At 47.1% G+C, this 16,367-nt stretch carries 15 protein-coding genes; all 15 read left to right on the forward strand.

Going from position 1 to position 16,367, the window contains the following annotated elements; genetic code table 11:
• The first annotated feature begins 180 nt into the window (after window positions 1–180).
• The 15 genes from spoVT to ftsH all read left to right on the forward strand — a co-directional run bounded on the left by spoVT (window position 181) and on the right by ftsH (window position 16,233).
• Window positions 181–723, forward strand: coding sequence for a stage V sporulation protein T (gene spoVT / locus PODO_RS00270; RefSeq protein ID WP_036678783.1), 543 nt, complete (start codon window positions 181–183; stop codon window positions 721–723).
• 147 nt (window positions 724–870) lie between these two features.
• Window positions 871–2,553 carry a putative polysaccharide biosynthesis protein gene (locus PODO_RS00275; RefSeq protein ID WP_036678782.1) on the forward strand — a complete coding sequence of 561 codons (1,683 nt, stop codon included), beginning with the start codon at window positions 871–873 and terminating at the stop codon, window positions 2,551–2,553.
• Window positions 2,554–2,580: 27 nt separating this feature from the next.
• Window positions 2,581–4,080, forward strand: coding sequence for a bifunctional methyltransferase/pyrophosphohydrolase YabN (yabN, locus tag PODO_RS00280; RefSeq protein ID WP_038568022.1), 1,500 nt, complete (start codon window positions 2,581–2,583; stop codon window positions 4,078–4,080).
• A 289-nt stretch (window positions 4,081–4,369) separates the two neighbouring features.
• A complete protein-coding gene (locus tag PODO_RS00285) occupies window positions 4,370–4,642 on the forward strand; it encodes an HU family DNA-binding protein (protein WP_036678778.1) in 273 nt (90 codons plus the stop codon).
• Window positions 4,642–4,920: an RNA-binding S4 domain-containing protein gene (locus PODO_RS00290; protein WP_036678775.1), complete on the forward strand. Its 279-nt coding sequence runs from the start codon at window positions 4,642–4,644 to the stop codon at window positions 4,918–4,920. The genes PODO_RS00285 and PODO_RS00290 overlap by 1 nt, the downstream gene beginning before the upstream one ends.
• Before the next feature lie 158 nt (window positions 4,921–5,078).
• Window positions 5,079–5,363, forward strand: a complete 285-nt coding sequence (yabP, locus tag PODO_RS00295) for a sporulation protein YabP (protein ID WP_036678773.1) — start codon at window positions 5,079–5,081, stop codon at window positions 5,361–5,363.
• Window positions 5,360–5,923, forward strand: coding sequence for a spore cortex biosynthesis protein YabQ (gene yabQ, locus PODO_RS00300; RefSeq protein ID WP_036678771.1), 564 nt, complete (start codon window positions 5,360–5,362; stop codon window positions 5,921–5,923). The genes yabP and yabQ overlap by 4 nt, the downstream gene beginning before the upstream one ends.
• A gap of 24 nt (window positions 5,924–5,947) precedes the next feature.
• Window positions 5,948–6,283: an FtsB family cell division protein gene (locus PODO_RS00305; RefSeq protein ID WP_036678769.1), complete on the forward strand. Its 336-nt coding sequence runs from the start codon at window positions 5,948–5,950 to the stop codon at window positions 6,281–6,283.
• A gap of 124 nt (window positions 6,284–6,407) precedes the next feature.
• Complete coding sequence (locus PODO_RS00310; RefSeq protein ID WP_036678766.1) at window positions 6,408–6,908, forward strand: S1 domain-containing RNA-binding protein; 501 nt, start codon at window positions 6,408–6,410, stop codon at window positions 6,906–6,908.
• Window positions 6,909–7,251: 343 nt separating this feature from the next.
• Window positions 7,252–9,759 carry a stage II sporulation protein E gene (spoIIE, locus tag PODO_RS00315; RefSeq protein ID WP_038568028.1) on the forward strand — a complete coding sequence of 836 codons (2,508 nt, stop codon included), beginning with the start codon at window positions 7,252–7,254 and terminating at the stop codon, window positions 9,757–9,759.
• Window positions 9,760–10,329: 570 nt separating this feature from the next.
• On the forward strand, window positions 10,330–11,076 hold the full coding sequence (locus tag PODO_RS00320) for a vWA domain-containing protein (protein WP_038568031.1): 747 nt from the start codon (window positions 10,330–10,332) through the stop codon (window positions 11,074–11,076).
• Complete coding sequence (locus PODO_RS00325) at window positions 11,066–12,004, forward strand: serine/threonine protein kinase (protein WP_036678862.1); 939 nt, start codon at window positions 11,066–11,068, stop codon at window positions 12,002–12,004. The genes PODO_RS00320 and PODO_RS00325 overlap by 11 nt, the downstream gene beginning before the upstream one ends.
• Window positions 12,005–12,040: 36 nt before the next feature.
• A complete protein-coding gene (gene tilS, locus PODO_RS00330) occupies window positions 12,041–13,483 on the forward strand; it encodes a tRNA lysidine(34) synthetase TilS (RefSeq protein ID WP_038568032.1) in 1,443 nt (480 codons plus the stop codon).
• Between the two features lie 46 nt (window positions 13,484–13,529).
• Window positions 13,530–14,069: a hypoxanthine phosphoribosyltransferase gene (gene hpt, locus PODO_RS00335; RefSeq protein ID WP_036678757.1), complete on the forward strand. Its 540-nt coding sequence runs from the start codon at window positions 13,530–13,532 to the stop codon at window positions 14,067–14,069.
• 109 nt (window positions 14,070–14,178) lie between these two features.
• Entirely contained in the window at window positions 14,179–16,233 is a 2,055-nt protein-coding gene (ftsH, locus tag PODO_RS00340) for an ATP-dependent zinc metalloprotease FtsH (protein ID WP_038568034.1), read from the forward strand.
• Window positions 16,234–16,367 lie beyond the last annotated feature (134 nt).

Raw genomic sequence — 16,367 nt, forward strand, 5'->3', positions numbered from 1 at the left:
GAAACGGTTGTAGAACTACCTTTATCTTGATGCAGATATTAATACATGTCAGCTTATGTATAAGGATCTGGGAAGAGATGAATACTATGGTCAGATATTACGATAAATCACTGGGATTATCCTTTCCCATAATGGACAGTAGTAAGACCATACTTCTTAAGAAAGCGGGGCACATGTGAAATGAAAGCTACTGGAATTGTTCGCCGTATTGATGACCTCGGACGCGTGGTTATTCCCAAAGAAATTAGACGTACTCTTCGTATTAGAGAAGGAGACCCACTGGAAATATTCGTCGATCGGGACGGTGAAGTCATTCTCAAGAAATATTCTCCGATTGGTGAGTTGGGTGACTTTGCAAAAGAGTACGCGGAGTCATTGTTCGAAGGTACTGGGCACATTACGATGATTGCTGATCGTGACACCTTCATTGCCCTTGCAGGCGGCTCCAAAAAAGATTATTTGGAGAAACAGGTGGGAGTGCTGTTGGAGAAAGTCATGGACAGCCGTAAGACTGTGTTAGAAACCAATGAAGGCAGTTATGAAATCGCTAAAGATCATCCGGATTTGGTGTCCTCATATGTAGCCTCACCGATCATTTCCGGTGGAGATCCTATTGGTTGTGTAGTGATGGTGAGCAAGGATGATTCGGCGAAGATGGCGCAAATGGAAATAAAAATGGCCGAAACGGCTGCCGCTTTCCTGGGCAAACAAATGGAGCAGTAATCTTAATTTAGACCCCGGTTTCCTTTTGGTAAGATATACAAAGGGCAAACGGGGTTTTGTTGTTTACACAAACCGTTTCTACTTGTGGGCATACATAAGTTATAATATAGAAATTCATCCCATCAAAGTTGTAGAAGCAGGTATTATATGAAATCCAATACACAAACATCACGATTGCTGCAAGGCGCATTTATTCTTAGTGCCGCGGCCATTATCTCAAAGCTTATTGGCACACTCCAAAAAATTCCGCTGCAAAATCTAGGCGGAGATGCTGTATTTGGTATATACAACACAGTGTATCCCTTGTATACAATGCTGTTAACGGTAGCTATGCTAGGTCTGCCTGCGGCGATCTCCAAATTTGTCGCCGAAGCTTCGGCTGGGAGACGCGATGAAGAAGGCCGGCGGATTCTACTATTATCCGCGCTAATTACAGGCATCAGCGGCTTGATTATCGGCGCCATCACCTATGCAGGTGCACCCATCATTGCCGAATGGGTAGGTAACTCACATGTAATGCCTGCCTTGCGGACAAGCGCCTGGGGTTTGGCAGTTGTCCCTGTCATGTCGGCCATACGCGGGTATTTTCAGGGGCTGCATAATATGGTTCCTACTGCCGTGTCACAGATTGTAGAGCAGTCTGTACGGGTTACAGTGATGATTGTTCTTCTTTTATATCTCACTTCGCAGGGAGCAGGAGCTGAGAGCATCGCTGCTGGCGCGCTGCTTGGTTCTGCCGGAGGGGGAGCCGCAGGGCTTGTAATTATGCTGCTGTACTTGAGACGTCACCGCCGGAGGGTAAAACAGGAAGCTGCTGCTGAAGTAGCTGCTGCTGTCGAAAGTCAGCGTGTAAGAGCGCTGGATGCAGGACATGGACTAGGTTCCAAGCAAGGGTTCATGGGCATTAAAGCAGGTACACTGCTGGCTTATGGAATTCCCGTAATGCTAGGTGCACTGGCTATGCCTCTTATCGGTCTTGTAGATGTATTCACTGTGCCTCGACTGCTGTCGTCTGACGGAAGTGAAGTAGCTGCGATGGCCCAGTTTGGTGTGTACAATCGGGGTTTGCCACTTGTGCAGATTATAACGATGATTGCCACCTCACTGTCGGTTGTGTTCATTCCAGCTTTGGCAGAGGCGAAGTACAAGGGAGATATGAAGCTGATTGAGACCCGCTGCAGCTTGTCGCTGCGTTGGTTCTGGCTGTTAGGTCTAGCGGCCTCAGCGGGCCTTGCAGTGCTTGCTGAGCCGATTAATATGGCTCTTTACGGCGATACCGCTGGCAGCAGCACAATGACTTGGCTGGCTTTTACCGCTGTGGGCGGTACAGTCAGCATCATCTCTGCTGCGCTCCTGCAGGGCCTCGGCTACGTGCGCGCCCCAGCCCTGCACCTTTTGGCCGCCGCGCTGCTCAAGGCGGCCCTGAACCTGCTGCTGGTTCCGCAGCAGGGCATTACCGGCGCGGCCATCGCTGGCGTGGCCGCGCATTCGTTGGCAGCAGCGCTTAACGTGCTGCTGCTGTACCGCCAGGGCCATCTGCGGCTTCGCCTCGCAGATGCCCTGGCACGGCCCGCGCTGCTCACAGCGGGCCTGGCTCTTGCCGCCGCAGCTGCCAGCTGGGGCACTGGCGCCGCGGCTACGGCCGCTGGCATCGGCGGCGGACGCACCGCCAGCTTGGCGCAGAGCCTGCTCGGGGTACTCGCAGGCTGCGTTGTCTTTGCCGTAGGCGCGGTGGTGCTGCGGCTGCTCAGCGAAAGCGAGCTTCGCCAGCTTCCGGGCATCGGCCCGTCTCTGGCGGACAAGTTCAAAAAGCTGCGGTTATTTCCATAATTAACTCGCTTAAAAGGAGGAACAGATATGAGTGCAACATTAACAGTTGTTGGTCTCGGGTCAGGTAATCCCGATCGCCTGACACTAGGAATTATAAAAAAACTGAAGGCAGCATCCGTTGTCTACGTTCGTACCCAAGAGCATCCAGTCATGGCTGCTCTCACCGAGCTTGAAATCGCCACGCAATCCTTTGATGGACTGTATGAAACATTATCTTCGTTTCCTGAGGTCTATACGGCAATTACTTCAAAATTGATTGAAGAGGCTCGCTCTGCCGCAGACGGTACAGATATTGTCTATGCGGTTCCGGGGCATCCCATGGTTGCAGAGTCAGCTGTTTCACAGCTGCGTCAGCGTTGCCCGGAAGAAGGAATAGAACTGCAAATATTAGGCGGGGAGAGTTTTCTGGACGAGGCGTTTGTACGACTGGGATTTGACCCTATTGAAGGGTTCCAGTTATTAGATGCTTCAGGCATTCGCAGCGCTCAGCTTCAACCTGAATTGCATACTCTGATTGGCCAGGTTTATGACAGCTTTACAGCTTCGGAGACAAAGTTATGTCTGATGGAGCTGTATCCGCCGGAATATGAAGTGGTGGTGGGTCATGCCCTTGGCGTGGAGAACGAAGAAAGCATTGTGACTGTTCCTCTATACGAATTGGACCGGCTTGAGGGTTATGGCAATTTGTCTCTGGTCTATGTACCTGCGAATCGTGATGAGAAGCTAAGAAGTCGTACTTTCGCTCGCTTGCATGAGATTGTCGATATTTTGCGCAGTCCGGACGGTTGTCCGTGGGATCGGGAGCAGACTCATGAATCTTTACGTAAAAATCTAATCGAAGAAACCTATGAAGTGCTTGAGACGATTGATGAGGATGACCCAGACCATATGAAAGAGGAGCTGGGCGACCTTTTGCTGCAGATCATGCTGCACTCCCAAATGGAAGAGGAGCTAGGCACGTTTAACGTATTTGACGTCATAGAAGGACTGAATGATAAGCTTATCTTCCGCCATCCTCATGTATTTGGTGACAAGAATGCGAATGACGCTGAAGAAGCTCTGATCAATTGGGAGGGCATGAAGGCAGAGGAGAAGCGGCGGAAAGGCGTAAAGCCCGAGGAACTATCCGTACTCAGTGGAGTTCCGCGTGATTTGCCTGCTCTTATGAAGGCGTACAAGCTTCAGAAAAAAGCATCCAAGGTGGGCTTTGATTGGGACAACGCTACGGATTGCTTAGCTAAGGTTCGTGAAGAAATAGAAGAGCTGCAAGAAGCCATCGATACTGACGCAGCCGCGGAGGATCAAATCCTGGAGCTGGGCGATCTATTATTTGCTGTTACCAATGTTGCCCGATTTATTGGTGCAGATCCGGAAGAAGCTTTAACCCGGACCAACCGCAAATTTGTGCGTCGGTTTCAGTATATCGAGCAAAGTTTGCGAGCCAAGGGTGTGAGTGTAGAGGATAGCAGCTTGGAAGAGATGGAAGAGTTGTGGCAGGAGGCAAAGACTGAGGAACGAAAAGTATAGTGATTTTCTCAGACTATGTACGGTATACGGACCTTAAGATGAGGCAATGCTGTGAAAGTAGCATTCATCTCTGATTTAGATTATGGCGAGTAGTTTAATAGTGCTATAGAATAGATTCTGCGACGATTTCTGAGAAATAACTGTTTCTTTTTTTAAAAAACGACGATTCGTGGCAGGATTTTAAGATGACATCAAGAATATCATAAAGACGAAATGACGACTTGCCCCATAATATGGCGGTGAATCTCGTTTCATTTATTTTTTCGTATCCTAGGAGGAACTTTAAATTATGAACAAGACAGATTTGGTAAACAACATTTCCGAGAAAAACGGATTGGCAAAAAAAGATGTAGAAGCAGTATTGAACGGATTCTTGGGTGAGATCACAGAAGCTTTGGCAAAAGGCGATAAAGTCCAACTGATCGGTTTCGGTACATTCGAAACTCGCAAACGTGCAGGACGTACTGGTCGCAACCCGCAAACGGGCACAACGATTGAAATTCCAGAATCAACTGTACCGGCATTCAAAGCTGGTAACAAGCTTAAAGAAGCCGTTAACTAATGCGTCTTGACAAATTCCTGAAAGTGTCCCGATTAATCAAGCGCCGGACAGTGGCCAAGGATGTGTCCGAACAAGGCCGGGTGCTGATTAACGGGCGGGAATCTAAACCAAGTAGCGCAGTTAAGATCGGTGACGAGATTACTGTGCAATTTGGACAAAAGCTTGTAACGGTCAAAGTCGAAAAGCTAGTCGAAACGACGCGCAAGGACGAAGCCGCTGGTATGTATACTCTACTTCGGGAAGAGCCTGTTGCCAAAAGCAGCGGATTGGACTGGTAGGAGTAACATAATGAATAGTAAATAAGAAGGTGCAACTTTACATATTGTAGAGTTGCACCTTCTTTTTTTCTTTTTGTCTCTCTTATTTTAGTGGATTGGAATGTTCTATAACTTCTTCTACTGCCATAGATTAGAGGTAAGAAGGAGGGGTACATGCTATGATCGAGCCAGGAAAGGTAAATAAACAGCATGATCTGCACATGCGCAGTCGTAAACAGCTAGAGTTGACGGGCGTGCAAAATGTGGAGAGCTTTGATAGCGAGGAATTTTTGCTTCGTACAGAACTCGGCCATCTCACCATTCGCGGGAATCATTTACATATCAAAAATTTAAGTCTGGAGAATGGACTGTTGTCCTTGGAGGGCAATGTACATTCCCTGATTTATCTAGATCCCGGATCGCAGGGCAAAAATAAAGGTCTACTCGGTAAGCTATTTAAATGAATCCTGCAGTTCAGTGGCTGACGCTGTTCTACATGATATTGGCCGGGGTGACAATGGGACTGGCCTATGACAGCTACCGGGTGCTGTCGCTCAAGTTCAATTTTCCCAAATGGCTGAATGCCATGCTTGACCTGCTGTATTGGCTTTGTGCTGCTTTGTTTGTTTTTAGAATGCTCTATGCCGGAAATCAGGGGCAATTGCGATTTTATGTCTTTTTAGGTTTATTTCTAGGAATATGGATCTATTTTTTGATCTTCAGTGTTACGGTGCGGCGTTTTGTGTTAATGTTAATTCAATCGGTTCAGTATATGTGCAGATTGCTATGGAGACTTATGGAGATTATGATAGGTAAACCTCTTCGCTGGCTTTGGCGCCTTATTATAGGGTTGCTAGTGCTGCTAGGTCGTATTCTATTATTCATCCTTAAGCTTCTGCTGCGTCTAACGAAGCCAATTTGGGTATTACCTGTAAGGTGGATTTCTCCATGGTTATCACGGCTTAAGCATAGCGCCTGGATCGTGAAGATCACTGGATGGATTACCAAATGGCGGAAACGCTGACCTTTGAATTAGGGGGTACGCTGCATGAACAGATTCACTGCGGAAGAGAAAAGTAATCCTAGCAAAAATTCGGCCGCAGGCGCGAAGAGAAGAAGATTCATGTGGATTCTCTTTGTGGCAGTATTTTTTGGCTGGGCGGGTTATACTTACTTCAATCAAAGTGCAGTTATTGCGGACAAGGGCGAGCAACTCGCCAAGAAACAAAAGACTAGCGAGAGTGTCACGTCATCTTTGAATCAACTGAAATATGAAGTGTCCAGACTTAATGATGATGAGTATATTGGCCAATTAGCGCGTAAATGGTACAATATCTATCCTCAAGGGGAAACTCCTATTCGAACAGAGCAATCAGAGCAATAATACTGGCTAAAAGAGGCTTTTACTCTGTTGCCTTGCTTTGCTCTTTACTGTATAATCAAATCACCGCAGACAGGATGACCTTAATATTCGTCTGTATATTTTTAAGGGAGGATCATTTTATTCTATGGCAATTGAAGTGGGCACCAAGTTAGAAGGCAAAGTGACAGGCATCACGCATTTCGGAGCATTTGTGGATCTGTCAGGAGGTGTCACAGGTCTCGTTCACATCTCGGAAATCGCCGATAATTACGTCAAGGATGTTAACGATCATCTGAAGATTAGTGATGTAGTAACCGTCAAGGTGATCAACGTCGATAAGGACGGCAAGATCGGACTTTCCATTAAGCAGGCTGTTGACAAGCCAGCATCGGAAGTACGTCCGCCTAGAGCTCCAAGACCAGAACGTCCTAGCGGCGGAGACCGTTTCGGCGGCGGTGGCGGCAGTGGTGGAGGCGGCGGTGGATTCAATCGTGAACGGGGTGGGCGTCCATTTAAGCCTGCAGCCGGTAAACCTTCATTCGAGGATAAAATGTCGCGATTCCTGAAAGACAGCGAAGAACGGATATCTTCGATTAAGAAGAACACAGAAGGAAAGCGCGGAGGCCGTGGAGCCAAACGCGTATAATCCAATACCTGTACATCATAAATAACCGCAAGGGCATTTCGCCCTTGCGGTTTTTTTGTCGTGTCATATAAACTTGCCGACAGCATCCATGTCATTTTCACATAACTCTAGGGCAATCGCTGGCGAATGACCGCCAGGCTTGCGCCTAAAACTGCACTGGAATCAAGCTTGAGGAGAAGCAAACTACTGCGCCGCAAGGGATCGCTCTATTTTTTTAGGAATAATGAACAAAGGCTTTTTTGTCGGAAATTTCTTATGACTGTCCCTCCATTTCTGACAAACTTTCTCAAATGACCCGCTATATAATGAGAACCATAAATTCTTAAACGGGTGGTGTAGGGTAATGAGTAAAAGCAATGTGGTGAATTTGCCAGAGTGGACAAGAGTGGGAAGCGAAGATAAGAAGCAGAGACAAGCCTTAGGCACGCGTATTATAGCTTGGGGTCAGAAGCAGCGTTATATTCAGCTTATAACAGCGAAGAAGTGGATGCTTCTGTTAAGTTTTATGGGGTTTCTGCTAGGTAGAGCTATGATCCTGGACGAGCTGTCCCCTTTTGCTGTCGCATATTTTGCCGTCATTGTGTTTATGCGTCGAGACTCTATTTTACCTGTAGCGGGTGCTATTATAGCTGGAAGTCTCTTCACTCCGTTTCCGGGTGCCTTGGTTACTACGGCTGAACTGATTATCTTCTTTCTTGTTTATAGAGGGCTTGAAAGTTTCGAACGAATAGATTTGTCCTATGCACCCCTTATGGTATTCGTATCCTCGTTTATGGTTGGCCTGTTCAAGATTGTTCTCGGACCTTCTCTTTCCTGGTACCCCTTTATGATGACAACTCTGGATGCTTTACTTGGGTTTGTACTTACTCTTGTGTTCATTCAGGCACTTCCTCTACTAACTTACAAACAAAAGAGCAGATCGCTGAGGAACGAGGAGGTTTTATGCCTTATTATTCTGTTAGCCTCCGTAATGACAGGCCTTGTGGGATGGACCCTTAATGGTTTGTCATTAGAGCATATATTGTCTCGTTATTTAATTCTGCTCTTTGCCATGGCAGGGGGCGCTCCCCTCGGTGCAGCTGTTGGGGTGGTGACGGGGTTGATCCTTAGTCTGGCCGATATCAGTGCTATCTATCAGATGAGTCTGCTTGCTTTTTCCGGAATGCTAGCGGGAATGATGCAAGGTGGGCGAAAGGGTGCGGTATCTATTGGTATGCTGCTAGGATCAACGATCCTTTCCGTCTATTTTACGGGTCCGGGTGATATGATGGCCTCAACATGGGAGACCTGCGCAGCAGTAGTGCTGTTTCTAATAACACCTAAGGCGATGATATCAGCGATTGCAAAATATGTACCGGGCACGTCAGATCATAGCCGATCTCAACATGAATATGCCCGCAGGGTCAGGGATCTGACTGCAGAACGGGTCACTCAATTCTCACAGGTATTCCAACAGCTCTCCAGTAGCTTTGGTCAGATTCCACGTGCCGGAGAAGTGGGCAAATCGGATCGTGAAATGGAAGATTTTATGAATACGGTCACAGAAGGAGCCTGCGCTGGCTGCATTCGCCGTACTCACTGCTGGGATGCAAAATTCTATCAGACATATAGATACATGACAGATATGATGACAACTGTTGAGGAAAGCCCTGATATTACGGCTGCTCAGCTGCCACCGGAATGGAGCCGTATTTGTGGCAAAACCGGTGAAGTGCTTGAGGTCATGAAGGGACAATATGATCTCTACCAACATGATATGCGGTGGAAAAGACAAATATACGATAGTCGGCAATTTGTTGCCGAGCAGCTGTCCGGCGTGTCACAGGTTATGGAAGACTTGGCCAAGGAAATTAAGCGTGAGGGGCAGGCCATGTATCGGCAGGAAGCGCAAATCCGCGAGGCTCTTGAGAAATTGGGACTGTCTATTCATGGCATTGAAATTTTAAGTCTGGACCCCGGACGCGTAGAAATAGAAGTAGTGCACGCTTATAATCGCGGTTTTGATGAATGCCGTAAAATGATTGCCCCACTCCTCTCCGACATTCTGGATGAGAATATTGCTGTCATGAGTGAGACGGCGGTTCATCCCCGGGAAGGACTCTCGATGGTTACCTTTGGTTCAGCCAAAGCCTTTGAGGTAAATACGGGTGTGGCAGTTGTTTCTAAAGGTGGAGATATGCTATCTGGCGATAGCTTCAGCACCGTAGAGCTTGGAAATGGCACCTTTGCAGTTTCCATCAGTGATGGAATGGGGAATGGTGAACGGGCAAGGATGGAGAGCAGTGCCGCACTCGGCATGTTAGAAAAGCTGCTGCAATCCGGAATGGATGAGAAGCTGGCTGTAAAGTCGGTCAACTCAATTCTTTTATTACGCTCCCCTGATGAATTCTATGCTACTGTCGACATGGCTTTAATCGATCAATATTCTGCGCAGACAACGTTTATGAAGATTGCTTCTGCACCAAGCTTTATCCGGAGGGGGAGTGAGGTCATTCCAATAACCTCTAGTAATCTGCCGATAGGAATCATTAAAGATATTGATGTGGATTTAATCAGTATGCAGCTTCGCCCCGGCGATATTTTAATTATGATGACCGATGGTATTTATGATGCGCCTGGATATGCCGTTAATAAGGAGATATGGATGAAACGGATGATCCAAGAGCTTGAGGGTGATGATCCTCAGGATTTAGCGGACAGCCTGTTGGAGAAAGTGATCCGTTACCAGGGCAATGAGATCCTTGATGACATGACTATTGTCGTCAGCCGTCTTGATCATTTCCATCCGGAATGGTCCAGCCTGCATATGCCGGGCATCGGCCGTATGGAGCGCCCGCGTACGGTAAGTTAGTTATTTTAGGTTTAGGTTTAGTAGGTTTTAATGTTGGGTGCGCGCGAAGCGTCGTACTGCTTGTATAGTTTAAGGCACGCGTAAGATATCGTGCTGCTTGGGGCACGCGCGAAGCGTCGTGTTGCTTGTAAGCTTGTAGCACGCGTAAGGTGTCGTGCTGAATATAGGTTTAAGCACGCGCGAAGCCGTCGTGCTGATGGAGGTATTCGAGGCGAGTCCGTGACATGTAACTCGCCGGCTTCTACTATTCTCGTTTCAATGGTCGGCTGACTTGGGACGGAATCTGTAGATCTAAACTGTTTACTAGTGAAGGTATGGAACGGAGAGAAAGTTTGGAGCTGTAGAAGCGGAGCGTTCGCCTTTGTCCTCGGATTCCAACCGCGAGAGGCGGTTCTAATCAAGGAATCTGAGGACAACAGCGATCGAAAGCCCAAACATTTCTCGTAGTTCCCCTATTCACTAACCCCCTCTGTTTTGATCTAGACTCCTCACTTAACATCGACCGTTTGAAATCTCTCATTTCTGGATATGCTAGAAACAGAGGTTCAAACAAAGGGGGAGTTGAGGGTTATGAAGCAAATTATGCTCATTACTGACGGTTGTTCGAATGTAGGAGAAAGTCCGGTGTTGGCAGCGGCGCATGCCCTGCAGGAGGGAATCACCGTAAATGTGGTCGGTGTAGTTGATTATGGTACGATCGGTGAAATCGGCAGCCGGGAGATTGCCGACATTGCCAAGGCCGGGGGAGGCCTTAGCCGAATAGTCGGAACACCACAACTGGCGCAGACGATTCAGATGATGACACGCAAGACCGTGGTTCAGACGATCCAGCAGGCGGTTAATAAAGAGGTAAAAAAGATACTAGGCGACGGCTCACTGGATCAGCTGCCTCCTGTTCAACGTTCACAGGTTGTTACAGTTGTAGATGAACTGACAGAAACAACGCCGCTGCGCATTGCACTCCTTATCGATGCCAGTGCCAGTATGAAGCCTAAACTGGGTGCTGTGGAAGATGCAATCCGCGATTTGGCACTCAGTTTAGAAGCACGGGAAGGCAAGAGTGAGATCGCTGTGTTTCATTTTCCCGGAAATAACAGCAGTGAAGATGCCAAGCTTGATCTAGATTGGACGCATGACATGTCAGGTATTCGTACGCTATTCTCTAAATTACACATGAGAGGCGCAACGCCGACTGGCCCAGCTATTTTCAAGGTGCTTGAACATTATCGTTATGATACACTGGATGAACATCGTGGACGCCGACTAAGCGATGACCACGACGAAAGAGAAGGGATGATTGGTGGGTATGTCGTCTAATCCGTCCTATCCTACTGGTACCTTAATTAACGGCAAATGGCGGGGTAACCGTTATGTCGTTGAGCGGATGCTGGGAAGGGGCGCGAACGGAACCGTATATCTTGTGCAAAGAGAAGGCAGACGGGAAAGGTACGCGCTAAAAATCGGATACGATACACTTGAACTTCAATCGGAGATCAATGTGCTGACCTCGCTGCAATCGCGACGAAAGCGGAATGAACATCGGGCTCGTCGTGAGAATCCATTGTCTTCTTATTTTTTGGAAGCGGATGATTTTGCGAATGGGGATAATATCCCCTTCTATGTGATGAGGTATGTTGAAGGCAAACCGCTGCATCATTTTTTATCGAAAAACGGTCCCGATTGGTTAGGCCTGGTAGGTCTTGGTCTGCTTGAAAAGCTGCGCACACTGCATGAATGTGGATTTGTGTTCGGTGATTTGAAGCCCGAGAACGTCATGGTATCGAAATACGGTGAAGTGGAACTGATCGACTTTGGGGGCACAAGCCCTATTGGTCGTAGTGTGAAGCAGTTTACCGAATGGCATGATCGTGGTTTCTGGAATGCGGGCAGTCGAATCAGCGATGAGGGTTACGATCTTTTCGCATTTGCTGTGCTGTGTCTTCGTTTGCTCAATGAAGAAGGGCTCAAAAAGGCAGCCTTACAGCTGCCGCAGACGAGAAGTGTGGACGAATTATTTAAGCTGGCTAGAAATTTACCCAATAAGAAACTATCCTCCTGGATTTGTATGGCGTTAAAAGGGGGGTTCTCAGGCTCTGCGGATGCTACTGAGGTCTGGCGAAACCATATTTATAACTCGCGCAGAAAGCGCCCGGATAGTATGGACACCCCCCGGTGGTTAAAAAATGCATTCGCATTGTCTTTGTTTTTGCTCGCCTTTACGATTTATTGGGTATTCCGTTTTTGAACTCATACATATAGTTGGAGAGAGAGGGGGGCGCATATGGAGCAAATGAATGGACTGGTGGAGTCTGTATTGGAGTCAGCAGCCGAGCATGAGCTGTGGGCGCCCCATGACACCATTGTAGTCGCAGTTTCCGGCGGCCCGGATTCTGTGGCTCTTTTGCATGTTTTACATGAAATATCTTTAAAATTTATACCGCTTACCTTAATATGTGCTCATGTGAATCATGGATTTAGGCCGGAGTCGAAGGAAGAGGCAGAGCTCGTACGTGGTATGGCTGAAGAACTGGGACTGCCCTTTGAGTTTGCGGAATTCGATATTCCCTCCTTGGCTAAAGAGAGTGGACTTGGTCCTGAGGGTACTGCACGTGAGAAGCGGTACGAATTTCTGATTGATACGGCACACCGATATGGGGCGCGTTCTGTTGCTCTGGCTCATCATGCTGATGATCAGGCAGAAACTGTAATTATGCGTCTATTACGCGGAAGTGGCTTATCTGGACTGTCGGGTATCAAGTGGAAAAGAACAGAAAAAAAGGTGGAACTCATTCGCCCATTCCTACGTATTAACAAAACAGCACTTTTAGGGTTATGCCAAAATGAAGGTTTCACTTATGCTGAGGATGCCACCAATCTGCTGACGAAATACAAGCGGAATGCCATTCGTTTGGAAGTTCTTCCTTTTCTGGAAAAGTATAATGGCAGAGTGAAGCAATCCCTCGTACAGCTTGCGGAAATTGCGGGAGCTGAAGATGAGTATATGGAGACGTCTGCGGCAAAATGCTTTGAAGAGCTAGTTTCGGAAGGGGATGGGAAATACACCTTTAACAGAGCTTCATTTGCTGCCATACCCTCCGCTTTACAACGGCGTTTGATTAAACTAATATTAAATTATCTGTCGGCGGATTTATCTGCCCTTGATTTCCCCAAGATCGAAACTGTACGTCGGGGAACGCTGCAGAGCTATCCCACCACCTGGAGCTTGGATTTGGGTGGAGGCCTGACTTGTGTGCGGCAATATGATAGTATCTTGTTCTCGTCCAAGCCCACGACGCCACAGGCAAGCTATACATATCGTCTGTTTTTACCGGACTCTAAGCTTAAATTGGAGGAAATAGGTAAGGTGATGTCGATGGCGGTACTGGAGAGAGAAAACTTTTTTGTACAGGGGGAGGATTATGGGAAGATGTCGGCTTGGTTTGACCGTGATGAACTGGTCTTTCCACTGACGATACGATCCCGATTGCCTGGAGATACCATAAGGATCATGGGATTAAACGGAAGCAAAAAGGTAAAAGATATTTATATTGATGATAAAATACCTGCTTCCGAACGGTCATTGATTCCCCTCGTTTGTGATGGTTTGGGCAATATCGTCTGGATTCCGGGCGTAAGACGCTCGATGCATGCCGCAGTAGGGCGGCACACGACCTCCGTACTTCTATTGTCTCTGGCAGAGCTGGATGACCGCGAAGAAACGTAATGGTCGAAGTAAGTCTTTCATAGTATAACTTAGGAGGTTTCGCAAGTTGCAAAACGATATTCAAGAAGTATTGATCACCGAAGAGGAACTTCAGCAGAAAATTAAGGAGCTCGGTCGAACACTGAGCGAAGAATACGCAGGTCGTACCCCTTTAGTCATTTGTGTACTAAAAGGTGCGTTTATATTTATGGCAGATTTGGTTAAAGCCATTACAGTACCTGTTGAGATGGATTTCATGGCAGTGTCCAGCTATGGAGCATCCACCAAGTCCTCTGGAGTAGTCAAAATTATTAAGGATTTGGATGTATCGGTAGAAGGCCGCGATATCTTGATCGTTGAAGATATTATTGACAGTGGTCTTACACTCAGCTATTTAATTGAGTTGCTCCGCAACCGGAATGCTGCTACTATCTCTGTGGTTACCTTGTTTGATAAACCATCAGGCCGCACTGTTAATCTTGAAGCCAGCTACACAGGCTTCGTGTTACCTGACGAATTTGTAGTAGGCTACGGATTGGATTATGCCGAGCGGTATCGGAACCTCCCATATGTTGGAGTACTGAAACCTGAGATTTATTCCAATTGAACTAAGGACTGCCTCGATCATACGGATCGGATACCCACAACTTCCTTTATTTGAGGTGTCCCAAGAGGCTATGGTACAATAACTTGAGTGTTGTGAGAGGAGGTAGGGGATGAATCGGTTCATCCGGAATTCTGGTTTTTATTTGATTTTATTTTTAGTCGTGGTGGGTATTGTCCAGTTTGTGAGCAATGGAAATGAAGCCGCCGATTTCCCTAGATACGACGAGTTACGGCAGGAGATCAAGAACAACAATGTGAAGGATTTGACGGTTCAGTTTGAGGGTAATGCCTTTCTGGTCACAGGCGAGTATAGAGAGCTGCCTGCCGATACTAAATCGAAAAGCTTCTCCACATATATTCCTCCTACAGATGCCGCTATCAATGAACTGATTCAAGCCAGTGATGTTAATGGGATTGAATTAACTCAGAAGAAAATGGAAGGTACCAGCATTTGGCTGACATTCCTTTCTTCAATTATCCCACTGGTAATTATGTTCATCTTGTTCTTCTTCCTGTTTAATCAGGCGCAAGGTGGCGGCGGTAAAGTCATGAATTTCGGCAAGAGCAAGGCTCGGTTATATAATGAAGAGAAGAAGAAAATCAGCTTTGAGGATGTTGCAGGGGCGGACGAAGAGAAGCAAGAGCTTGTCGAAGTCGTTGAGTTCCTGAAAGATCCACGCAAATTTGCAGCTGTCGGCGCACGTATTCCTAAGGGCGTATTGCTTGTAGGTCCTCCGGGAACAGGTAAAACATTGCTTGCCCGTGCGGTAGCAGGTGAAGCTGGCGTTCCTTTCTTTAGTATTTCCGGTTCTGACTTTGTGGAAATGTTCGTGGGTGTCGGTGCTTCTCGGGTACGTGATTTGTTCGAGAATGCTAAGAAGAATGCTCCATGTATTATCTTCATTGATGAAATTGATGCTGTGGGTCGTCAGCGTGGTGCCGGTCTTGGTGGCGGACATGACGAGCGTGAGCAGACGCTTAACCAATTGCTGGTTGAGATGGATGGATTCGGTGGTAACGAAGGCATTATTATTGTAGCGGCGACTAACCGCGCTGATATACTTGATCCGGCATTGCTTCGTCCAGGACGTTTTGACCGTCAAATTACGGTTGACCGTCCTGATGTGAAAGGCCGTGAAGCTGTACTTAAGGTGCACGCTCGTAACAAACCGCTTACGAAAGATGTAAGACTGGATGTTGTTGCTAAACGCACAACCGGATTCACAGGTGCTGATTTGGAGAATCTGCTGAATGAGGCAGCTTTGCTAGCTGCACGCCGTAACCGTAAAGATATTTCCATGATTGAAGTGGATGAAGCTATTGACCGTGTTATCGTAGGAACTGAGAAACGCAGCCGTGTGATCAGTGACCGCGAGAAACGTATTGTAGCTTATCATGAAGCAGGCCATACTATTGCTGGTTACTTCCTTGAGCACGCCGATATGGTGCATAAAGTTACTATTATCCCACGCGGACGTGCAGGCGGATACGTTATTATGCTTCCGAAGGAAGATCGGATGATCGTTACCAAGCAGGAGCTTTTAGATAAGGTTACTGGATTACTTGGTGGACGTGTTGCCGAAGAATTGTTTATTGGTGAGATCGGTACGGGTGCATACAGTGACTTCCAACAGGCTACGCGCATCGTGCGTGCCATGATTATGGAGTACGGTATGAGCGATAAGCTTGGACCTATGCAGTTCGGATCTTCTCAAGGTCAAGTATTCTTAGGTCGTGATATTGGGCATGAACAGAATTACAGTGACTCCATTGCTTATGAGATTGATCAGGAAATGCAGAACTTTATTACTTCGAGTTACGAACGTTGTAAAGATCTGTTGATCAAACACTCCAAAGAAATGCACTTGATTGCCAATACATTACTTGAGAAAGAAACACTTGAGCTTGATCAGATCACACAACTGATTGAACAAGGATTCCTTTCCGAGGATGGTAAACCAGAGGGTGGCGAAGGTGTTGCCCATGAAGTTGGCGAGCCTGTCATCGACAATATCGGTGATGTGCGAGTTCGCATTCAAGGCAAGCCTGAGGACGAACAGTCCACACTTCCTGACTTATCAAAGGATATCCCGAATAACCCTGATTCTGAGGGTAATGACGGTTCCGATGATGACAACAAAGGTGGGGGCACTAGCCTTACCTAATTGGGTCCACCATTCATATGATGTAAATTTATCCGGAGAACGTAACTGTTCTCCGGATTTTTTATTTTAATTTTTAAGGGATTCTATGCCTTAAAGCCTGTCCAGTTACATTGACAGGGGCTGGAACGTTGTGT

The organism is Paenibacillus odorifer (assembly GCF_000758725.1).
Classification (GTDB): Bacteria; Bacillota; Bacilli; order Paenibacillales; family Paenibacillaceae; genus Paenibacillus_AQ; species Paenibacillus_AQ odorifer.